Consider the following 22,011-nt stretch of genomic DNA (forward strand, 5'->3'; position numbering starts at 1 on the left):
GATTGCCATGAAGGCGTGGTTTTTCATTGATTGCCGTCAATCCTTCTGGAAGCGCGGGAGCTGTCAGTGATCCGGCGCGCTGTGGTATGGTGAAAGGGCACAGGACGGAGCACAGATAATGGCCAAGCGGGAGCAGCCACTATCCGGTGAAGAAGACGGGTTTGCCCGAGCGGAGGGGCTGGCCGGAAAGGGCAGGCAGCTGGAAATGGCCGCCCAGGCTGCGGGGATTGGACTGTTCTTGGTGGATTTCGAGGCGGGAATTACAGTGCTGTCGGGGGGAGTACCGGGGATGTTCACCTCAAAAACCGGCAAGGCCTGTTCCTCCTTTGACGCATGGATGGACGGGCTTGTGTCAGCGGACCGGGCGGCGATGGATGAAGCGCTGGCTGCCGCTAGCGCTCCGGGCAGCAGTGGCCGCCTGATTGCGGAGGTCCATTCCGGCGGCAGCAACCCCAGGCCGGTTCTGATCCTGGGGCAGGTCCATTTCACCGGATCGGGAGACAGCCGAGAGCCTAGCCGGGTGAGCGGCGCAATGCTGGACCAGTCCGGCGAAGGGCTGGTGCAGGAAATGCTGTCCAAGCGGCAGGGGCTGGAAACCATCGGTCGGTTTGCCGGTGTGATTGCCCATGATTTCAACAATCTGCTGACGGTTATCCTGGCGAATCTCGAAATGGCTGCGTTCAAGACCCGCGATGAAGATGCGCGCGGCCTGCTGCGGCGGGCGGCAGAGGCAGCTGAAATGGGGGCAGGTTTCAATAAGCGGCTGCTGGCGTTGGCGGGCGTGGGCCGGTCTGCGCCGGTTGTAATTGCCGTTAACAGGCACATCACCGGCAATTGGCAGATACTGGAAAGGCTACTAAGCGAACACACCCGGCTGACTTTCCATCCCTGTGCCGATGCATGGCCGGTGACTGCCGACCCAAGCGAGCTGGATGGGGCCATTCTCAATCTGATTGCCAATGCGCGCGATGCGGTTGCGGACGGCGGCGGGGTCGCGATTGCCACGGAGAACGTCTGCTTGACGCCGGAGCAGGTCGCCGGCATGTCCGGTGCCGCGCCTGGGGAGTTTGTGCGCATCTCTGTCAGCGACACCGGCAGCGGGATGCCCGCCAGTGTCGCGGCGCAGGCACTGGAACCGTTTTTCACCACCAAGCCCACGGGTTCCGGCAGCGGGCTGGGGCTGACAAGCGTTGGGATGACGGTGGCCCGTGCGGGCGGCTTTTTGCAACTGGAGACTGCGCCGGGGGAGGGAACTTCCGTCAGCCTGTACCTGCCGCGTGCGCCGGAGGCGGCGGAATGCCTGGGCGGGGATCAAGATGGAGAGGTGCCTTTTGGCGACGGCCAGCTTGTCCTGGTGGTGGAGGATGACCCGCTGGTCCGGGAAGCGGTTCTGCAGCGGCTCGAGGTGCTGGGTTATGCGGTTATTGAAGCCGCCGACGGTGAGGCGGCGCTGGAGCTGCTGCAGCAGGGAGAGCCGGTAGATCTGGTTTTCTCGGATGTGGTGATGCCGGGCAGGCTGTCGGGTTACGATCTGGCGTTGCTGCTGCGCCGCCGCCATCCGGGCATCGCGGTGCTGCTGACCTCGGGCTATGCTTCGCGCGGGGTATCGCGGCAGCGGCAGCTGACCTCGCCCGTTGAACTGATTGCAAAACCCTATTCGCTGCAGGTTCTGGCCCGGGCAGTTGAACGGGCGCTGGCCGGAGCCGGACAGGGTGGCCGGTAAGACACAGGCCGGACAGCCTGGCTGTACCGGCCTGCCGGAATGCCCGCGGCACTGTTAGGAACGGGGTGCGGGGGCATTCACCGTGCCGCTTTGCAGATGCAGCGGGCGAAAGCAGTCTGGAATGCCGCGGGGGCTAGCCGCATTGACAGCCGTCAATGGGCGGGCAGGCAGGACGGTCAGTCAACCTGAAAGAGCCTCGCGGACCGCCGCAATCAGGGAATGATAAGGTAGTCGAACCAGATTTTTGGCGATTTCCCTGGCCACTTTCTGCTTCAGGCTGTCCGGCACTTCCTCACGCCAGACACCAAGAATGTCCGGCGAGGCAAACAGCACCAGTTTGTCGAAGTTCTGGTCACGCAGGGCCGGGGCCAGGAAACCGAACACATCGCGCAGAAACTCGCGCTGGTCGGCTCGCTGGGGTGAGTTATGCGGCTGCACCGAGGCGCGGCGGCCACTGCTTGCCGAGGCAATGGCGCGTTCAGTTTTGCCCGCTATTATGCTGCGGACATTCCGTTCGGGGGCCAGAAGCACCACTTCCAGCGCAGCTGGACTGTGCGGCTTCGGCAGGCCCTGAACAATCCGGGCACGATGCGAATTGATGATTATGTACCAATTGCGTTCCGGGTTCATGCGGTCCTCCAGAACCTGCGTCCCCTGAAGATCCGCGGGGACTTGGTGCCAGCGCGGTGTATCGCAGACCCCGGCATATCGCAGCAAAGTTCTCGATGCGGACGAGAAAAGCGGGGTCATCGCTGGCAAGGTGCAGTGTCCAGGTCAGCGTTCCGGCCGCCTGCAAAACGGTGCAATGTGCTATGCCGGCCTGTTCCGCAGCCTTGCCAATGCGCGGTTTTCTTTGTGCGGCCTCCTGCGGTAAGCAGTCCGGTTTTGCGAAACAGCCTGAGACCCGGCCTTGACAAATTACGGCTCCACGGTGAGGCCGTCCACGACGTTGCTGACACCGGGAACCGCCCAGACTGCGCGACGGGCGGTATCGCGCTCCGCCTTGGTTCGGACACTCCCGGTCAACGTCACAGAGTGGTCGTCGATAGAAATATGAATTCCTTTTGCCTCGCTGGCGGCATCCTTCCGCAGTGCGGTTTCAATGCTCATCCGGACATTTGTATGACTGACCGCAGAGGTGACCTTGATCAGGTTGATGACTTCCTTCACGCCCGAAACTTTCTGCACCGCCCGTTCGGCTGCGGCTTTCTCGTAGCTCCAGCCGGCCTGCCCGGTGAGGGTCAGAATTCCGTGCTCGGCCTCGACCCTGATCGTGTCCTTGGGCACAGAATCGATCCACCGCAGCGCCTCAATCGCGCGTTTTGCGATTTCATCGTCGGCGTCCAGGTGCTCGCCGATCGGGCGCACTTCGATTTCCATTACGATTCCGTGCACGCCGCTGACACGATTGACCGTTTTGCCGATCGCCTGTTTCTGTGCGCTGGCAGCAACATGGCCGGTGAGCGTTGCAATCCCGTCTTCCACCGAAACGCCGATGTTGGCTGCGTCGATGCTGGGAACGAGTTCCAGTTCCTCCAGGATTTCCCGTCTGAGTGTTGCGTCTTTCATGGCTGGCCTCCTGTTCTCGCCGCGGCGTCTTCCGCCGCGATGGCGCCAGTCTGAACCAATTGCCGGGCGTTTCATTGACGGCCGGCAACAGTTGCGCATCTGTTCTTCGGAGCGGCGGCAGCTTCTGCTATACTGGGCCGCCCGGTACTGGAGGTGATCGATGGACATCGAGCTGGCGCGGACCTTTCTGGCGGTGGCCGAAACCGGCAGTTTTCTGGAAGCTGCGGAAATGGTTCATGTGGCGCAGTCGACGGTCAGCCTGCGCATCCGTGCGCTGGAGCAGCAACTGGGCTGCAGCCTGTTCGAACGCAGCAAGGCGGGAGCGGTGCTGACAATTGCGGGGCGGCAATTCCAGCGCCATGCGCAGACCTTGGTGCGTACCTGGACACAGGCTAAGCTGGATGCGGCGCTGCCCGCCGGAGTGGCGGCGGTTCTGGCTGTCGGGGCACCCCCCAGTCTTTGGGACGGGTTCCTGACCAATGCTTTGCCAGGGCTTCGGCGGGCGCTGCCGGACGTGGCGGTTCGGGCGTCTTCGGCGCCCTTTGAAGTGCTGGCTGGACAGTTCGGCCGGGGCGGGCTGGATCTGATGGTCGCCTACCGGCCGCATGCAGCGGCGGGTCTGGCAGTTGAGCAGCTGTTTGCGGATGAATTTGTACTGGTCAGCAGCAACCCGGATCCCGGCGTTGACCCATTTGGTAAAGACTATGTGTTGATTGACTGGGGACCGGAGTTCCGTGCTGACCACCTGCTTACCCTGCCTGAAGTCAGCACCCCGCGGTTGCAGCTGGACATCGGGACGCTGGCATTGCAGCACCTGCGCAACGTGCCGGCTTCGGCGTATTTTCCCAAACGGGTGATCGCAGCGGAGCTGCGGGCCGGCTGGCTGCGCCAGATCGGGGACGCGCCGCGGTTCGGTTATGCGGCCTATGCGGTCATCAGCGAAAGCCAGCGCGGCGGGTATGCTGGGCAGGCAGCGCAATTTCTGCGCCAGAAGGCCCGCGGTGGCGGAGCGGGGGTGGGCTAAGCTGCGGGGAGAAGCGTGCAGAGCGCTGAAAAGGCGGGTGTATTTAGAAACCCGATAACACCGAAGAGAAAAAATCATTTCTGAAACACCTTCACACGCCTGCCTAGTGGGTACACTTTCGCGAAACATAACCACCTTTGGCTGGATCAATCCGATGACTGCAAAAGACATCATTCTTTCCGAAAACGCCCGGCGCCGGATGCTGGGCGGTGTCAACATTCTGGCCGATGCGGTGAACGCGACGCTGGGGCCCCGCGGCCGCAACGTGCTGATCGAAAGAAGTTTCGGCGCGCCGCGCTTTACCAAGGATGGGGTATCAGTTGCCAAGTCAATCGAGCTTGCTGATCCAGTGGAAAACGCCGGCGTCCGGCTGATCCGCGAGGTTGCGGAACGCACCGCCAAGCTGGCTGGAGATGGCACGACAACCGCAACTGTGCTGGCCCGCTGCATCCTGCGTGAGGGCTGCAAGGCGGTTGCCGCGGGGATGAACCCGATGGATGTGAAACGCGGCATCGACCGTGCTGCGGCGGTGCTGGCTGGCGAAATAGAGAGTATTTCCAGGCCGGTCGGCACCAGCGGGCAAATCACCCAAGTGGCGACCATTGCCTCCAACGGCGATATCGAGGCGGGGCAGATTTTGACCGAGGCGATGGAACGCGTCGGGCGGACCGGGGTAATCACCATTGAGGAGGCTAAGTCGCGCGAGACCCAGCTGGAAACGGTGGAGGGGATGCAGTTCGACCGCGGTTACCTGTCGCCCTATTTCATTACCAAGACGGATACGCTGAGCGTGGATCTGGAAGAGCCTTTCCTGCTGCTGCATGACAAGAAGATATCGAACATGGCGCCGTTCATCCCGCTGCTGGAGGCGGTGATCAAGCAGGGCAAGCCGGTGCTGGTGATTGCCGAGGATGTGGATGGGGAGGCGTTGGCGGCGCTGGTTGTCAACAAGCTGCGCGGCAGCCTGCAATGCGCAGCGGTGAAGGCGCCCGGTTTCGGCGACCGCCGCAAGGAGATGTTACAAGACATTGCGGTGCTGACCGGCGCCACGGTGATTTCCTCCGATCTGGGTATGAAGTTGGAGAATGTCACGCTGGACATGCTGGGGCAGGCCGCGCGGGTCACGGTCAGCAAGGATGACACCACGCTGATCGGCGGGGCCGGCGCAAAACCGGATATCGAGGCGCGCTGCAACGCGATTCGCCAGCAGGCTGAAGAGGCGAAGTCGGACTATGACCGCGAGAAGCTGGAGGAGCGGCTGGCGAAACTGACCGGCGGGGTAGCGATTATCCAGGTCGGCGGCGTCAGCGAATCCGAGATGAAGGAGCGCAAGGACCGGATCGAAGATGCTTTGCACGCAACCCGCGCGGCAACAGAAGAGGGGATCGTGCCCGGCGGCGGCGTGGCGCTGCTGTATGCGGCGCGGGCGCTGGACGGGCTGGAGGCCGCAAATGAGGATATTCGGGCCGGCATTTCAATTGTCAGGAAGGCTGCGGCAGAGCCGATGCGCCGGATTATCCGCAATGCGGGAAAGGATGGGGCGCTGATCGTTGGCAGGCTGCTGGAGAAGAACAATACCGCCTGGGGCTATGATGCGCAGAACGATTGCCTGTCCGATATGTTCGATGCGGGCATTGTGGATCCGGCCAAGGTGGTGCGGATCGCCTTGCAGAACGCTGTGTCGATAGCTGGGCTGATGATGACTACGGAGGCAGTGGTGGTGAACCGCCACAAGGCGGCATCGTCATCCGGTTATCCGGGTAGCTTGGAGGGTTTGGACTTGTAACAGGCTCTTTGGCGGCAGGCGATGCCAGAAGTGCGCAGCCGTCTCGGGCGGCAGCGGGACCATACCTGAACATATAGCGCAGCGATGAGGCATCCCATGGTCGATAATTTCCTGCGCCGCGCAGAAAGGTCGGGAATAGCATGGCAGATGGCAAATTGTCTTCCAGCGCGGCCATGGAAGCAGATGGACGGCTCAGCCGGGCACTGGCAGATCAAGATAGTGTGGCGCTTGCAGACTTGCTGGAGCCGCTTTCGCTTAGCGACGTCCTGCGCGAGCTGACAAATCTTTCGCCTGGCGACCGGAACTTGGCGCTGTCTTTGCTTCCATCGGCGCGGGCTGCGGAAATCGTCGGGGAAGCCCCGAACGAACTTGCCGTCAATCTTGTTGAAGGATTGGAGACCGCAACCGCGGCAGGGATCATTGAGGAACTAGGCTCAAACATCAAGGCCGATGTGATCGGTGAACTTGAGGATGCGGAGGCGGAGGCAATTCTGGCCCGGATGAAGCCCGGTGATGCCGCTGAAATTCGGCGCTTGTCTGAGTACGACGGCTATGTTGCTGGCGGCCTCATGGCCGCAGAAGCCTTCACTTTCCAAGAAACCGATACGGTTGGCAATGTGCTGCGGCGCTTCGTTCTGGATGACGAGGATTTTGAACGCTACCGCGGCCAGCACCCTTATGTGGTCAACGCCAGCGGCTCGCCGGTCGGGGTGGTTTCATTGCGCCGGCTGCTTACAACCCGCCGGGGGGCAAGCCTGACGGCGATCATGGTGCCGCCAGTGACCGTTCCTGCGGGCATGCCGCTGGAGGAGCTGCAGGATATATTCAACGAACACCCGTTTCTGGGGCTTCCGGTTGTGGACGCAGACGGGGTGCTGGCGGGTGTTGTGTCGCGGTCTGCGGTGGATGACGCCTTGCTTACGCGGGCTGAGACAGAAAATCTGAGGCGGCAAGGGGTGTTCGGAGATGAGCTGAGATCAATGCCGCTGAAACTGCGCGCCCGGCGCCGGTTGCAGTGGCTGTCGGCAAATATCGTCTTGAACGTTATTGCGGCGAGCGTGATCGCAGCCTACGAGGAGACCCTGGCAGCAGTGATCGCCATCGCCGTCTTTCTGCCGATGGTTTCGGACATGAGCGGCTGTTCCGGCAATCAGGCCGTCGCCGTAAGCATGCGAGAACTCTCTCTTGGTCTGGCCCGTCCGGCCGATGTGTTTCGCGTATGGAAGAAGGAGGCGGGGATCGGATTGAGCAACGGGTTTGTTCTTGGTGTTCTGATCGGGCTTGTTGCCTGGATCTGGAAAGGCAATGCCTTTTTGGGGCTCGTCATCGGCGGTGCGCTTGGCCTGAACACCTTTGTCGCGGTGTCGATCGGCGGAATTGTCCCTCTTGTCCTGAAACGTGCCGGTCAGGATCCCGCGACCGCCAGCGGGCCGCTGCTGACGACGATCACCGACATGGCGGGTTTTTTTCTTGTCCTCAGTCTTGCAACCGCGATGATGCCGTTTCTGGTCTGACTGCGGCTGCAGGCCAGGGTGAATTTATGCCGCTGTTTCAGTCCTGCGGTGTTCTGCCGTGGCGTGCTGCTGTATGCCGTTCGCGAATTGCGGCGTTGAATGGGCCAAACCGTCCAGGCTGAGCATGCCGCACAACCGGCCCTTAGCAGTCCATCACGGGCATCTGCCGGTACCGTCCCAGCTCCATAAGGAAGACGGTACCGTCCTGAGGCTCATCGGCGCTGCAATAGACCGGGTTGCGGGTCATCAACTCTCCGGCGGTCTCCGTTGCAGGATCGCCGCAAGCGGCCAGCACCCGAAGCATGATGTCCCGGACGGTTAGAATGCCAAGCAGGCAGTCCCTACTGGGGAGAGCAGTCCGCACCAAGGGAGGCGGTGGTCTGCTGCCTGCTGCGGATCACGAAAATTTTCCGAACTGCATTTCCTGAAGCATTGGGGGCTGTGCGTACAATTCTTTACAAATTACCCGCTTTCGCAAAGCCGTGTGCAGGCGCAAACTGCCGTTTCGCTGGCGGCGCCGCATTGAAGCTTCGACCCGCGCCAGCCTGGTTCATCCTGTCTGGAGAGAGAGCCTGCATGCACTTCGGAAATGCCACTGCCATTATAACTGCCGGGCGCTGTCAGGGTTGTCCGGCAGAGCGTCTTGGGATCTGCGGCGCTGCAGGAGGACATGCCTCAACAGCTTTTGCAAAACGTGCCCGGCTAGCCAGGTTCCGGTCAGGGGACACGATTCTGCCTCAGGGTGAAGAGGCTGGTCATGCCGGAATCATCATTGATGGCACTGTGAAGATTGTGAATGTGACCGAAGGCGGCTCTGCGCATGTGCTGCAGCTGCTTCAACCAGGTGAATTGATTGGTACCCTGTTTCCAGGCAGAACCAGTGTCGCCTGGGAGGCTGCGAACGAAGTTTCATTGTGCTGGATTGCATTGCCGGCTCTGAACGCGCTGATCCAGCAGGAACCGATGCTGGGCCAGGCGCTGCTTGCCTCAGCCAGCCGTCAGCTGAATGCGCAATGGGAATGGGCGGTGCTGCTGCGCGGCGGCAGCACGTTGCGACGGATTGCCAATTGGATACTGCGCCAGGCTGGAGAGGCCGCGGGGGCCGGCGACTGCGGAAGCCAGGTTTCGGTTGTGGTCATTGAATTGCGGCGGCGGGACTTGGCCTCGCTGCTGGATATGACGGTGGAGACACTGTGCCGGGGGTTGCACCAGCTGGAACAACACCGCGCCATTGTCATGCTGACCCCGAAACAGGCGGCCATCAGTGATATCGGGACTCTGCAGATGCTTGCTCAGAGTGAGCACTGACACCTTAATCGGTGCAGGCTTGTACCCGCATCGTTCCCGATCGGAAATACTTTGCCTGCCTTTGCGGCACAGTACCCGGCAGCTGAACATCAGCCAGAACTTGCCGGACCCGGACCGGAAGGGTGGGAACCGGGTCCGGCAGTGACTGCTGTCAATGACCCGCTGCCTAGGCTGTGGTTTGGGTAGCCTTATCCATTCTATTGCGAGGTCACGAAAAGGAGAGTGTCATGAATGTACCCAGCCACAAAATACAGAAAGAGCATCCGGCCGCAGCGGACGAACTCCCTTTCCAGATGCCGCTGATGCAGACAATGCAGGTCTGCGTCGAGATATGGGGGGAGGCATGCAATTTCACCATTTCCCGGCTCGATGCCAACGTCAGAACGCAACGCAAAATACTGGATAGCGGCAGCCTGGACGAGATCCAGGTGGTGCAGTGGCGCCATGTTGAGAAGATGATGGACGACTACCACGATGAAGTCGGCCGCATGATTAAGTACTGCCAAGGATTGCCGGAAACGGCGCAATTTCCGCCTGGGGCAAGCGGTAATCAGACGGCCGGGCACCGCGCCGCAGGGGATTCCGGGAAACGGCCAGGCGGCCAGGCGGGATAGGGCTAGGCGCCCGCGTATTGACAGCGGTCAATGATCTCCGGTGCCAGTGCTGCAGACCATCTCTGGCGCACTTTGCCGCCGGGTTTCGGGAAAGGGAACGCCGATGGTACGTACACATTGGCAAAACTGGGTATTCGTCGCTCTGGGCTGCTTACTTGTCGCAATGCCCTGGTATGAGAATTCGGTACTGTCTAACGGCGGTTTGGCCGTTTCGGCGAGCTGGAGTTTCATCGCCGCCGGATCGGCCGCCTCCATCCTGGCAGCGGCTGTCCAGAACACCGGTAACACCTGCGAGGAATGGGGCTGCGTGGCAATCGGCCTTTGGCTGCTAGCCACACCTTGGGTGCTTGGCTTTTCCGGCAACTTGCCGGCCGCCTGGACTGCGGTTCTATGCGGCGGGAGTATTACGGCACAGGCGGTCTCGTGCATTGCTCAGGGCCCTCCTGGCGGCGGAAAACCTGACCCTGCGTCTGACAGGCAAATGCGCCAGGGCCTGCGGCAATAGCTTTCGGGCAAAGAATTCTAGGACTTTTCGTTGGTGCAGCATGGATAATCAACCCCCCGAGAACATAATGCTTTCCGAAGCGATGGCACGGCTCGCGGCGACAGAGAAATTCTGCCGCCAGCTGTTTCTGCTGAGCTCGCTGCAGGACGGGCAGCCGTGCTGGGAGCCGCCGGTAGACCTCTTGGAAACCGACAGCGAGTTGCTTGTCTATTTGGTGCTGCCCGGGGCCAAGGCTGATGAGGTCGATGTGCACGTCGGTAATGGCGAACTGATCATCCGGGGCCGACGGGAGCCGCCTGCCGAGCTGTGCAATGCCACAGTGATCCGGCTGGAGCTGCCGTTTGGGAGGTTTGAACGCCGTATTGCAATTCCCCCGGGCACCTATGCGATTAAGCGGCAAACGGTGCGGGGCCACCTGCTGATCCGCCTGTGCAAAACGGAAGGGGGAGCACTGGCATGAATGAGGCAAGTGGTGGAGATATGTCCCAGTTGCCGGACATGAAGACCGTGCCGCTGCCGGACGACGGCCTGATTTTGCTGCCGGTGCGCGACTTAGTGCCCTTTCCTGGGACTGTCTTTCCGGTCTCTACAGGACGTGCCAAGTCGATTGCCGCGATCCAGCAGGTAATCCGTCAGTCGCGGCCTGTGGGTCTGTTGTTGCAGCGCAATCCCGCGGTCAACGATCCAAAGGAAGGAGATCTGCACCTCATCGGCTGCACAGCCAATATTCTCCGGCTGATGACCTCACCAGACGGGGCGCATCACATCATCTGCCAGGGGGTGGAACGTTTCCGCCTGATCGAGCTGCTGCAGGGGCCGCCGTTCCCGGTTGGCCGGGTCCAGACCCTGCCGGATGTCACCAGCCGTTCGCCGCAGGTCGAAGCGCAGTATTTGCATCTCAGAAATCAGGCCGCCGAGCTGCTGTCGATGCTGCCGCAATCGCCTTCCGGCTTTGAGGAGGCGGCGCAGGCAGCCACCGAACCGGGAACGCTCGCGGATCTGGCGGCGGCCTATTCCGATATTTCCATCGGCGAAAAGCAGGAGATCCTGGAAACCATCGATATCGCGGTGCGGCTGGACAAGGTGTCGAGAATCCTAGCCCGGCGGCTGGCAGTGCTGCGCATCACTCGCGAGATCAGCGAACGGACACGCGCCGCGTTTGACGAGCGCCATAGGCAGGCGATCCTGCGCGAACAACTAGCGGCGATTCAACAGGAGTTGGGCGAGGCCGACGGCAACGCCGAGGAAGTTGCTCAGCTGGGCGCGGCGATCACCCGGGCCGGAATGCCGACCGAAGCCGAGACAATGGCACGCAAGGAACTGGGTCGCTTTGCCCGCCTGTCTGAAGCCGCCGGGGAGGGGGCGGTGCTGCGGAACTGGCTGGACTGGATGATTGAACTACCCTGGCAGCTGCCCAGCAGCCGGCCGGTCAGCCTGATCCAGGCGCGCAACATACTGAATGCGGACCATTACGGGCTGGAGAAGGTCAAAGCGCGGATCGTCGAGTTCATGGCGGTGCACAAGCTGTCGCCGGAAGGCCGGGCGCCGATCCTGTGCTTTGCCGGGCCGCCGGGTGTCGGCAAGACATCCCTGGGCCAATCGATTGCGCGCGCTCTGGGCCGGACCTTTGTCCGGATCAGCCTTGGCGGTGTGCATGACGAGGCCGAAATCCGCGGCCACCGGCGAACCTATATCGGAGCGCTGCCGGGCAGCATTCTGCAGGCGGTGCGACGGGCGGGCAGCCGCAACTGCGTGCTTATGCTGGATGAAATCGACAAGCTGGGGCACGGCATCCAGGGCGATCCTTCGGCGGCGCTGCTGGAGGTCCTGGATCCGGAGCAGAACAGCGCTTTCCGGGACAATTACCTAGGGGTGGATTTCGACCTGTCGCAGATAGTGTTCCTGACCACGGCAAACATGCTGGAAGGTATTCCGCGACCGCTCCTTGACCGGATGGAGGTGATTAACCTGCCGGGCTATACCGAGGAGGAAAAGCTGGAGATAGCCAAGCGCTATCTGGTGCTGCGGCAGCTGAGGGCCTGCGGGTTGCAGAATGAGCGGATACGGTTCACCCCGGCGGCGCTGCGCTTGATTGTCCGAAGCTACACCAGGGAAGCCGGGGTGCGGCAGCTGGAAAGCCAGATCGGGGCGGTGCTGCGCGCGGCGGCGGTGCTTCATGCCGAGGGCAAGCCTGCAAAATGCAAGATCGGGGTGAAGCAGGTGGAGACGGCGCTGGGGGTGCCGCGATTTGAAAATGAGACCGCGCTGCGCACCAGCCTGACGGGAGTTGCCACCGGGCTGGCCTGGACGCCCGCCGGCGGCGATATCCTGTTCATTGAGGCCAGCCGAGCACCAGGCAAGGGCCGACTGATCCTGACCGGACAGCTGGGCGAAGTGATGCGCGAGAGCGCCCAGACCGCGCTGTCGCTGCTGAAGGCGCAGGCCGGGCAACTGGGGCTCAAGACTAAGAGCTTTGAGAGCGTGGACATCCACGTCCATGTACCCGCAGGTGCCACCCCCAAGGACGGGCCCAGCGCCGGGGTGGCGATCTACACTGCGTTGGCCTCCCTGTTCTTGGACCGGACGGTGCGCAGCGACACTGCGATGACCGGTGAGATTTCGCTGCGCGGGGCGGTGCTGCCGGTTGGAGGGATCAAGGAAAAGATGCTTGCTGCTTCTGCTGCCGGTGTCACGCGGGTAATGCTGCCTTCCCGCAACCGGCGCGAGTTGGAGGATCTTCCCGAGAGCACCCGCAAACAGCTGGAATTCATCTGGCTGGACGCCGCCGATGAAGCGCTGCTAAAGGCGCTGCAGCCAGAGCCTGGGGGGCGAACTCCTCAATGAAGAGCTGTTCGATACCTTGGACGAACCCGCGGCCTGCGCGCGGGTGTGCTCCAGCAGCGCTACGGCGGTGGCCGGCGCTTGCTGGGTGCTGCCCACGGCGGCCAAGTTTTCGATGCTGGCCAGAGTGGCAGTATTTTCTGATTTTGGGCTTCTTTGGTCGCAGGTAAGCGAATATGAAATGCACTTATCTCAAGCTTTTCTTGTAGGTGCTGCGATGGACATCAGCCTGATCCGAACCTTCCTTGAAGTTGCTGCCACCGGATCTTTTGTGAATGCGAGCGAGAGGCTGTTCGTGACCCAGTCAGCGGTCAGCCTGCGGGTGCAGCGGCTGGAGGAAGCCCTTGGTAAGCAGCTGTTCACCCGCTCCAAGGCGGGTGCGGAGCTGACATCGGCGGGGCGCGAGTTTGAGCGTTATGCACTGTCGCTGGTCAAGATCTGGGAAGAGGCACGCCAGCAGGTCGGTGTGCCTGAAGGCTATACCAAATCGCTGACGATCGGCGCGCAGTATTCGCTGTGGCCGCGGCTGGGGTTCCGCTGGATCGACACCATGCAGCAGGAAATGCCGTCGCTGAACATCCGGGCCGAGCTGGGCATGCCGGACCGTATTGTGCGTTTTCTGATCGAAGGCGTGGTGCAGATCGGGCTGATGTACAGCCCGCAACTGCGGCCCGGCCTCACCGCCCGCAAGGTGATCGAGGAGGATCTGGTGCTGGCGGCCTCCTGGCCGGCCTCCTTTGACGAGATCGTTCCCCATTATGTCTTTGTCGACTGGGGGCCGGAGTTCGTCCACGCCCACGCAATCGAACTGCCCGAGCTGACCAATCCCGGGCTGAGCCTGTCGCTAGGCGCCCTTGCTGCGGAATACATCGTGTCGCGGCGTGCCGCCGCCTATCTGCCCGCGCGCTACATCAAGAAATACCTCGACGAGGGCCGCCTCCACCTGGTTGCCGACACGCCGCGGTTTCCCTATCCGGTGTGGTCCATCTGGCGCAATGACCTGGACCCCGAGGTCCGGGCTAACGCCGAAGCCACACTTGTGGCGATAAAGTCACGCATTGATGCCGAACAGGATGCCGTCATCGCCGAGCTGCGCGACATCAGCACCAATGACATTGTCGAAGTGCTTGGAAACACTGAAAACAGCTTTTAAAGCGAGAAATACTCGCTTTATCTATAATTATTTCAAATTTCTCCAATACATCTGCTATACCTATTTTTCTTTTCATACAGTGATGCCCCCGGCTCATCCGGGATGGATCACTTGATTGGGAAGGAATGACCCATGCAAGCACGCAACACTCTGGCCGCGTCGATCCTGGCTTTGCTCGTGGCTGCTCCAGTTTTCGCGCAAGGCGCAATTGTTGGGATCGAGGATCTGGACGACCGTATCGACGACATTCAGGAGGACGTCGACGAAGAACTGGCAGAAGGCAGCGACAAGGACCGCTTTGGCACAAACCAGTACGCCCAGGGCTGGACAGGTAGCGCCGCACTCGGCTTCTCCGGCACCACCGGCAACACCGATACAGCCGACCTCGATTTTGCCGGACGCCTGCGTTACGGCAACGGCCCGTGGAACCACACACTAGGCTTTGCCGGCGAGTTTTCGGAAGACAACGACGTGCGCAACAAGGAAGAGATCTTTCTAACCTATGAAGCTAACCGATACCTAACAGAGCAGTTCTACTTGTTTGGCCTGGGGTCGGTGCGCTATGACGATTTCGACTCCAACAGGCTGGACAGCTTCCTGGGTTTTGGCCCCGGCTACCGGGTGATCAACACCCCCACCCAGACCTGGCGGGTTCAGGCTGGCCCCGGCGTCCGCTATATTGAGGACCAGCTGCGCAATGACAGCACCGAAGTGGCAGGCATTGCTGCGTCGCGCTACTACTTCGCTTTCAGCGGCAATATCTTTCTGACCATGGACACGGACGTGCTTTTCTCGGATGAGGATACCGTGGTGACCAACGATCTGGGCGTGAATTTCAGGATGACCGACCGCCTGGCTACCCGAGTGTCCTTTCGGACCGATTGGGACAGCGATCCGCTGCCGGGCCTTAAAAGCACCGACAACAAGCTGGGCGTGTCTCTGGTCTACGGCTTCTGACGAAACCTGTTTATCCCTCGACGACTTGGGGCGGAGCAACCCGCCCCCTTTTCCAAGTTGGCCAATGCGGAAAGGCCTGCCCATGTCGAGTGAAAGCAGCTGGTGGAAGCAGGCTTCGGCTATGACGAAGCCTTGAGCGCAAAGTCTACCGCATCGGTGTTTGGTTGCCGGCTTGTTGGCTATACAGCGGGCCCACAAGTCGTCGTCGCGGGTCTCTGCCCATCGTCTACGCATGGTTTTGACAGGCTGCTGTCCATCCCGGCCTTGCCCTGGGTGCGGGGAAACCTGGCGCTGATCCGGATTGGTGCCCTAGACAACCTGCTGTGCGATCTGCCACGGTGTCAGTCCTTGGAGAAATCGACAGAACGCTTGTGCTGCCCTTCTCAGCTACAGACACAGCTGATGAGAGGATCACCAAGCGCTGTTACCATCAGGTGCTCCGCGCCTGTGCAAGCCTCGGCATGATTTCCAGATGCTGTATGCCGCACGGCAGTAAGGGCTGATCCGCCGCGCTCATTCCTGATTTTCCCCTCGAAGTAGCACCAAGGAGTACGCAAAATGAAAATCGCAATGCTGGCACGCAACCCCAAATTGTATTCCCACCAGCGCCTGAAAGAGGCCGCTGAAGCGCGCGGACACACGCTCGACATCATTGATACTCTGCGCTGCTACATGAACATCGCGTCGCGTAAGCCTGAAATCTACCACAACGGGGAAAATCTTACGGGGTATGATGCGGTCATCCCGAGAATCGGGGCGTCGGTCACCTTCTACGGCACAGCGGTTCTGCGCCAATTCGAAATGATGGGTGTGTACCCGTTGAACGAGAGCGTTGCGATCGGCAGGTCGCGGGACAAGCTCCGCTCGATGCAGTTGATGGCACGCGACGGGATCGGGCTCCCGGTCACCACTTTCGCCCATGACCCGAAGCAGACCGAGGAAGTGCTTGCCCTCGCTGGCGGGGCTCCCATCGTCATCAAGCTCCTTGAGGGCACCCAGGGGATTGGCGTGGTGCTGGCCGACACAAACCGTTCCGCCAAATCGGTGGTGGAAGCGTTCCGGGGCGCAGGTGTGAATATCCTGATGCAGGAATTCATAAAAGAAGCCGGCGGCACAGACATCCGTGCCATCGTCGTGGGAGGAAAGGTTGTCGCAGCTATGAAGCGAACGGGTGCTGAGGGCGAGTTCCGGTCTAACCTGCACCGCGGCGGTTCCGCCGAGCTGGTGAAGCTTTCGGCCGAAGAGCGGGCGACAGCAGTCCGAGCAGCTAAAACCATGGGTCTCAATGCTTGCGGCGTAGACATGCTCCGGGCAAATCACGGCCCGGTCATCATGGAGGTCAACTCATCACCGGGACTGGAAGGCGTGGAGAAAGCCACCGGCCTGGATATCGCCGGCATGATGATCGAATATCTCGAAAAGAATGCCAAAAGAGGTGCCACAAAGACGAAGGGCAAGGGTTAGCGCCTCGCACTGACTTCTGCATCGGGGATTTCCGGATTGCTGCGGGTAAGCTTCGGCCACCGACGGGTGAAACACCACCGTGTCCGGGGCAGGGCTGAACAAGACATTGCAGCGCAGGGCCTGCGTTCAGTTTTCTGACGTCCTGTAGGAACTGGGAGTTACGCCGGTCCACCGCCGAAAGGCGCGGTGGAAATTTGCGGGACAGGAGAACCCGACATCCTGAGAGATTTCTTCGATGCTCTTACGTCCGCCTTGCAGGCCGCGAATGGCTATGTCCCGGCGCAGCCCGTCTTTGATCGCCTGGAAGGAGGTGCCTTCCGCGTCCAGCCGTCTCATCAAGGTTCTTGGGGTTACATTCAGGCTGCGGGCTGCGCCTGCCAGGTGGCCACCCTCCCAGCTTGTCCGATAAAGATACTCCCGGACCCTCAGAGACTGCTTATGTTCTCTATACTCCGTGAATATCCAGTCGCGGGGGGCCCGGTTCAGGAACTCCTTCAGTTCCGCAGTGCTGCGTTTATTTGCCGGCCCCAGTTCTGCCGCTTCAAAGGTAATTGCCGAACACGGAGCCTTGAAGCTGACCTGCGCCGGAAAGATCACCGAGTAATCGTCTGAAAACCCGGGGCGTTCAAAAGCAAATTGAACAGCCTGGACAGGCACTTCATATCCTGCAAGCCAGGACAGCAGCCCATGTGCCAATTTCAGCATCAGCATATGGCCAAACTGCTGACAGGGCAGCGTTTCCCGCGGCATAAGCCGCAGACTGATGCTGCCATATCCGGATTCGAGTTCTAGCTGGTAGTCGTCCAGCAGAAGGTTCCAGAATGTAGAAAACCGGTGCAAGGCCGAGGGAAGTGAGCTGGCTTCACGGACCGTGGTCAGGAGATGCTGCAGAGCTCTGGCCCGGATCGGGCGGCTCCAAAGCCCCATCATTTCATCTTTGGTTTCGATGGCGGCAATTTGATAAAGCCGGACAATCTGATCCAGGGTAATGCGATGGGCAAGGCGACCCTGCACCGTATGCATCCCCGCACGCTGCAGAAAGGATGCTAGCTGGGCATCCGTGCAACACTGCCTCAAGGCCATGATCCAATCCTCGGCGAACTGCGCCGAGACCGTGGCAAGGCTTGAAGGATCCGAAGCTGTCATTTCCTTGGGTTCCAGCGCCGTTTGTCATTATTGGAAAGCATGCCATCTTTTCTGACCGTGAAACTTATGAGCTGCAATACACATTCGGCGAAGGGAACATCAGCCCAGAATACCGGAAATGGCTTATCACACAGCAACCCGCGGTCTGTATGTTCTGTATCGAAGCATTGCCGGCCTGGCCGTCTGCGCGCCTGTCCGTCCGCGGCCAGAATGCCTGCGCCCAAGCTGGAATGCCTGTTTTTGCCGGTCTCATCTTAGAGGCGTGTCATCGTGGTTTCTGGCTGCGGCGAACAGCCCCTTTTGACTCTGGGAGCTGACGCGGCAGATGCGGTGCAGGGTGTGTGGGTGGAAATTTCCCCGGGTCTTGATCAGCATACGCGGTAACCAGGCCGGATCAGACGATACCCAACTCCTGCTCCGTGGCTGGGCGGGCCGGGTGCCCGCCTTTCCTCCAAAACAGAACGATGACCCATGTGGCGGAAATCTGGGCAGCGGCAAAGAGCGCCATTGCAGCCAGCAGTCCCAAGGTGTCGGCCAATGCGCCGCTTGCAATGACAGGCAGCGAGAACCCGCAATAGGCATAGACGAAAAGGCCAGCCGTCGCCCGCGCCCTGTCATCAGGTGCGCGCAGTGAAACCTCCGCCAGGGAAGCAAGATAGGTAAAGCCATAGCTTGCCGCGCTGGTGATGCAGGTTCCGGCAAGGACCAGCACCAGTGATGTCAGCCAGACTCCGGCCAGAAGCACGAGAAAGCCCAGCGGTATCAGCACAAACCCGAGTGCCAGTGCCCGGCCGTTGGACATGCGCCGGGCGACAGGCTGGCAGAGAAACCCGGCGAAGATCGCCAGAAAAATGACAAGCCCGGTCCAGCCTCCAAGCGCATTGGCAGCCAATTGCAATGGCACAACGGCAATGGTCATGCCGGTTGTCGACCAGGCCAGCGCCATAGCCGCGCCGAACACCCATGTGCCGGACGGAAAGGCCGGCAGCCGCAGCGGTGTGACGGGTTTCGGACAGTCCGCCTTGGGCAGGGCGAAAGCGGCTGCGGCCAGAACCGGAGCTGTTGCAAGCAGTGCCGCGTAGCTCAATGGCAGGAACGTCGGCCCTTGCAGGCTAAGGCTAAGACCTGTTGCCAGCGCGCCGCCGCCGAACCCAAGCGATGTTGCCGATGTAACAATCAAGGCCGCGCTGCGTGCCCGTCCGGCGCCCAGGATTTCCGCCATATACGCATTACCCGCGGTGGTCGCCAGCCCGGTCCCGATGCCCAGGAAAACCCGTGCCGTGACAAGGCTTGTCCAGTTTGGGAACTGCATCAGAACTGCCGTCGCAACCGCGCCGAGGATCAGGGCCAGCGCAATCGGAATACGCCGCCCGATCCGGTCTGACAGCCCGCCAAGCAGCAATAGCGTCGGCATCAGGCCGCCAGCGTAGGCTGCAAAGGCGATTGTGACGGCGGTGGCGCCGGCATTATCCTGCGCGGCATAGGCTTCATACAACGGCGCCTGAAGATTCACGGCAAACGTGACAGTGAACAGAATTACGGCAAGCAAAGCAGCAGACAAGAAACGGAGCATCGGGCGGACCTCGCAGGTTGACTCGCCTCCGCAATGCCATGAAGTTTCGCTGTATGACAATTTTTGGATTGTACTAAGGACGCCGGGCGCATGACGAAATCCAGATACACCCGCTTTGCCGACATGCTCTCAAATGCGATCCGGGAGGGCAAATTGGCGCCGGGCTCCAGACTGCCGACGCACCGGGCTTTCGCTGAAAAAACCGGCATCGCGCTGGCGACCGCAACCCGTGTTTACAAGGAACTGGAACGTAGGGGACTTGTCAGGGGAGAAGCCGGGCGCGGGACTTTTGTGCGCGATCCCGAGGTGCCGATGACACTGGGAGTGCATCAAACCGCGGCCAAGGGGATCACGGATCTGGTCTTCAACATGCCAGGCGGTCCCGTGGACGCAGACATTCTGCGGGCCGGCCTGCGTCGGCTTGCGGCGGCCGGCGACCTGGATGCGGTGCTGCGCTATCAGCCCCACGGCGGCCGCATACACGAACGCCGGATCATCGCCGATAGACTCAGGCGGTGTCTGGGCCGGATAAACCCCGAGCACCTGCTGGTCGCCTCGGGCAGCCAGCATGGCCTGGCGGTCACCTGTTTGGGGCTGTTTCAGCAGGGGGATGTGATCGCGGCTGACGCGCTTACATACCCAGGGTTCAAATCCGCTGCGGCACTGAATGGTCTGGAGCTTGCCCCGGTCGGGATGCAGCACGGTGTCATGGACCCGGACGATCTGGACCACCAATGCCGCTTGCGGAACATACGAGCGGTTTACCTGATGCCGACGGTCCAAAGCCCGCTGGGAACCGTCATGGATGAAACAGTCCGGCTGCGCCTGCTGGATGTGGCCCGGCGGCACAACCTGCTTATCATCGAGGACGCGGTGTATGCGTTTTTGGAACCTGATCCGCCGCCCGGTTTCCTGTCGTTGGCACCAGAGCGGACGGTGCATATCAGCGGCTTTTCCAAAAGCTTTGCAACCGGATTGCGTCTGGGGTACGTGATCGCGCCTGCAGACCGCACCGCAGCTCTGCTGGAAGTGATCCGCGCGACGACTTGGAACACGCCCGCATTGATTTCCGCATTGGTCACAGGCTGGATCGAAGACGGGACACTGGAAAAATCCGAAGAAACCCGCAGGCAGGATGGCGCTGCGCGTCAATCGGTGTGCCGGGATGTCTTTGGCGCGTCTCGTGTCATTTCGCATCGCAACGCGGGTTTTGCCTGGCTGCCGCTTGAAAAAGGCGCCCGTGCGCAGCCCATCGTGACGCGTTTGAAGGATCAGGGCATTTCGGTGTCCGGCGCAGAGCCGTTTGCAACATCCGCCGCAGCGCCACAGGCCTTGAGATTGGCGTTTGGCGGTTTGCCGATGGCAGAGCTGCGCGGCACGCTGGAAACGGTGCGCGACGCGGTTCACGCTGAGCGGACAGGCTAAGGCAGCGCTCCTGAAATGCGGCCCGCCGGTCAGGTGTTCCTCAGCCGCCGCCGGCTGTGCTCAGAACCACTGTCCCGGCTCCATCAGTCCCAGATCCAACAGTTGGCGCGAATGCCATTCAAACGGTGCGGAGTTGTGCCACCGGAAGGTTTCAATGTCGAAAGTTGAGCCAGGATTGCGTTTCAGCGCCTTGGCGGTGCGGAATGAACAGACCGCGGCAGTCAGGTTATGATGCCAGGGGCAGGCATAGGTATTGTATTCCTGGTCGTTGAAAGTGTGATCCTGCTGCAGTTTCAGCCCAGGCTTGGCCTTGAACAGAGAAATCCGGTCGATTTTCCGGCTTTTCTCTGGGATATGCTCTTCAAACCGCCAGCGCACCCCGCCGAAAAAGTCCAGCTGCCGCTCGCGCGGATGGCCGGTTCCGGGATCTTTGCGCGACTGGGCGTAGTAACCGGATTTATCGAGATAGGCCGCCTCCAGGGAGACAGCGCCAGGGCAGCTCTGAAGATCGCCGGCATAAAGGTCGATAACATAGCTGAGCACTGCATCACGCCGCTCTTCGGAATGGAAGGTCAGCATTTCTCCAACGCTGCGCGTCTCGCAGAACGGGTAGAACAGATACTCCGCATTGTAGCAGTAATAGAGCCAGCATCCGGGCTGCGCTGCGGCGATCACCGCATTGATTGCGCCTGGCAGCGCCTCTTCAGGGGCGCAGTCAAACGGCACCCGGTGCACCTTGGCGCGCACATCCGGCGGCAGATCAAAGGCGTCCGGCATCAGGGCCACAACTGCCTTGAAACCGCTTTGCAGGTGATGGCGCAGAGTGGTGGCGATCTCCACCTCGTCCTCGACAAAGATTAGCGCCACCGGTCCTTTGGCCAGCAGCGCCTTGCCCTTTTTCAGGAAATTCTGCAGCGAAGAATACATCATGCCCGTCTGCCCTTTGCCTTTCTGGCCTTTGCGGCCAAAATCGGGTAAATCCCGCCTCATTGCAAGCGGCGGCATTTGCCTGTAAGGCAGGCCGCTGTTCACCCACCTTGGCTGGAAGGCTGACCCGCATGAGTGCCCCGAAGAAGCTGTTTATCAAGACCTATGGCTGTCAGATGAATGTCTATGACAGCGAACGCATGGCCGAGGCGCTGGGCGGTGAAGGCTATGTCGAGACCAAATCGGCCGATGACGCCGACATGATCCTGCTCAATACCTGCCATATCCGGGAAAAAGCAGCCGAGAAAGTCTATTCCGAACTGGGCCGTTTTAAAGGACTGAAGGCGGAAAAGCCCGACCTCAAGATCGGCGTCGCCGGCTGTGTCGCCCAGGCCGAGGGCGAGGAGATCATGCGCCGCCAGCCGCTGGTGGATCTGGTGGTCGGCCCGCAAAGCTATCACCGCCTGCCCGAAATGGAAGCC

At 60.9% G+C, this 22,011-nt stretch carries 19 protein-coding genes and 1 pseudogene; 14 read left to right on the top strand and 6 right to left on the bottom strand.

What is annotated here, in order from left to right:
- The first annotated feature begins 118 nt into the window (after positions 1-118).
- On the top strand, positions 119-1,723 hold the full coding sequence (locus VOI29_RS01685; protein ID WP_323775726.1) for a response regulator: 1,605 nt from the start codon (positions 119-121) through the stop codon (positions 1,721-1,723).
- 180 nt (positions 1,724-1,903) lie between these two features.
- Here the strand turns inward: VOI29_RS01685 and VOI29_RS01690 are convergent, their stop codons facing one another.
- Both VOI29_RS01690 and VOI29_RS01695 read right to left on the bottom strand, forming a co-directional pair.
- A complete protein-coding gene (locus VOI29_RS01690; RefSeq protein ID WP_323775727.1) occupies positions 1,904-2,353 on the bottom strand; it encodes a host attachment protein in 450 nt (149 codons plus the stop codon).
- A gap of 288 nt (positions 2,354-2,641) precedes the next feature.
- The gene (locus VOI29_RS01695; RefSeq protein ID WP_323775728.1) at positions 2,642-3,292 is read right to left on the bottom strand and encodes a BON domain-containing protein; all 651 of its coding nucleotides are present in this window, start codon (positions 3,290-3,292) and stop codon (positions 2,642-2,644) included.
- Between the two features lie 160 nt (positions 3,293-3,452).
- Here VOI29_RS01695 and VOI29_RS01700 point away from each other — a divergent pair, with 160 nt between their 5' ends.
- The 3 genes from VOI29_RS01700 to VOI29_RS01710 all read left to right on the top strand — a co-directional run bounded on the left by VOI29_RS01700 (position 3,453) and on the right by VOI29_RS01710 (position 7,616).
- On the top strand, positions 3,453-4,316 hold the full coding sequence (locus tag VOI29_RS01700; RefSeq protein ID WP_323775729.1) for a LysR family transcriptional regulator: 864 nt from the start codon (positions 3,453-3,455) through the stop codon (positions 4,314-4,316).
- Positions 4,317-4,470: 154 nt separating this feature from the next.
- Entirely contained in the window at positions 4,471-6,102 is a 1,632-nt protein-coding gene (gene groL / locus VOI29_RS01705; RefSeq protein WP_416361469.1) for a chaperonin GroEL, read from the top strand.
- 173 nt (positions 6,103-6,275) lie between these two features.
- Positions 6,276-7,616 (top strand): magnesium transporter, encoded by a 1,341-nt coding sequence (locus tag VOI29_RS01710; RefSeq protein WP_323775730.1) that lies wholly within the window; start codon positions 6,276-6,278, stop codon positions 7,614-7,616.
- 142 nt (positions 7,617-7,758) lie between these two features.
- Here VOI29_RS01710 and VOI29_RS01715 read toward each other — a convergent pair whose 3' ends face one another.
- A complete protein-coding gene (locus VOI29_RS01715; protein WP_323775731.1) occupies positions 7,759-7,863 on the bottom strand; it encodes a hypothetical protein in 105 nt (34 codons plus the stop codon).
- Between the two features lie 329 nt (positions 7,864-8,192).
- Between VOI29_RS01715 and VOI29_RS01720 the strand changes: the two genes are divergently transcribed.
- From VOI29_RS01720 to rimK, 8 genes are all read left to right on the top strand, one after another.
- A complete protein-coding gene (locus tag VOI29_RS01720) occupies positions 8,193-8,924 on the top strand; it encodes a Crp/Fnr family transcriptional regulator (protein WP_323775732.1) in 732 nt (243 codons plus the stop codon).
- A gap of 227 nt (positions 8,925-9,151) precedes the next feature.
- The gene (locus tag VOI29_RS01725) at positions 9,152-9,538 is read left to right on the top strand and encodes a hypothetical protein (RefSeq protein ID WP_323775733.1); all 387 of its coding nucleotides are present in this window, start codon (positions 9,152-9,154) and stop codon (positions 9,536-9,538) included.
- Positions 9,539-9,701: 163 nt separating this feature from the next.
- Positions 9,702-10,043, top strand: a complete 342-nt coding sequence (locus VOI29_RS24525; protein ID WP_416361470.1) for an SPW repeat protein — start codon at positions 9,702-9,704, stop codon at positions 10,041-10,043.
- A 40-nt stretch (positions 10,044-10,083) separates the two neighbouring features.
- A complete protein-coding gene (locus tag VOI29_RS01730; protein WP_323775734.1) occupies positions 10,084-10,503 on the top strand; it encodes an Hsp20/alpha crystallin family protein in 420 nt (139 codons plus the stop codon).
- Positions 10,500-12,887 carry an endopeptidase La gene (lon, locus tag VOI29_RS01735; protein WP_323775735.1) on the top strand — a complete coding sequence of 796 codons (2,388 nt, stop codon included), beginning with the start codon at positions 10,500-10,502 and terminating at the stop codon, positions 12,885-12,887. Before VOI29_RS01730 ends, lon begins: the two co-directional genes overlap by 4 nt.
- Positions 12,888-13,101: 214 nt before the next feature.
- Positions 13,102-14,037: a LysR family transcriptional regulator gene (locus VOI29_RS01740; protein WP_323775736.1), complete on the top strand. Its 936-nt coding sequence runs from the start codon at positions 13,102-13,104 to the stop codon at positions 14,035-14,037.
- Positions 14,038-14,169: 132 nt separating this feature from the next.
- On the top strand, positions 14,170-14,994 hold the full coding sequence (locus VOI29_RS01745; protein ID WP_323775737.1) for a DUF481 domain-containing protein: 825 nt from the start codon (positions 14,170-14,172) through the stop codon (positions 14,992-14,994).
- Between the two features lie 558 nt (positions 14,995-15,552).
- Entirely contained in the window at positions 15,553-16,458 is a 906-nt protein-coding gene (gene rimK, locus VOI29_RS01750; RefSeq protein WP_323775738.1) for a 30S ribosomal protein S6--L-glutamate ligase, read from the top strand.
- 126 nt (positions 16,459-16,584) lie between these two features.
- Here the strand turns inward: rimK and VOI29_RS01755 are convergent, their stop codons facing one another.
- Together VOI29_RS01755 and VOI29_RS01760 are read right to left on the bottom strand one after the other, a co-directional pair.
- A complete protein-coding gene (locus VOI29_RS01755) occupies positions 16,585-17,604 on the bottom strand; it encodes an AraC family transcriptional regulator (protein WP_323775739.1) in 1,020 nt (339 codons plus the stop codon).
- Positions 17,605-17,998: 394 nt separating this feature from the next.
- Entirely contained in the window at positions 17,999-19,177 is a 1,179-nt protein-coding gene (locus VOI29_RS01760) for an MFS transporter (protein ID WP_323775740.1), read from the bottom strand.
- Positions 19,178-19,267: 90 nt separating this feature from the next.
- On the opposite strand from VOI29_RS01760, the gene VOI29_RS01765 reads away from it, so the two are divergent.
- On the top strand, positions 19,268-20,602 hold the full coding sequence (locus VOI29_RS01765) for a PLP-dependent aminotransferase family protein (RefSeq protein WP_323775741.1): 1,335 nt from the start codon (positions 19,268-19,270) through the stop codon (positions 20,600-20,602).
- 60 nt (positions 20,603-20,662) lie between these two features.
- Here VOI29_RS01765 and VOI29_RS01770 read toward each other — a convergent pair whose 3' ends face one another.
- A complete protein-coding gene (locus tag VOI29_RS01770; protein WP_323775742.1) occupies positions 20,663-21,532 on the bottom strand; it encodes a hypothetical protein in 870 nt (289 codons plus the stop codon).
- A 128-nt stretch (positions 21,533-21,660) separates the two neighbouring features.
- On the opposite strand from VOI29_RS01770, the pseudogene VOI29_RS01775 reads away from it, so the two are divergent.
- Positions 21,661-22,011: pseudogene (locus VOI29_RS01775) on the top strand (tRNA (N6-isopentenyl adenosine(37)-C2)-methylthiotransferase MiaB); the annotation flags it as partial.

This window comes from Leisingera sp., from assembly GCF_034669605.1.
Lineage (GTDB): Bacteria > Pseudomonadota > Alphaproteobacteria > Rhodobacterales > Rhodobacteraceae > Leisingera.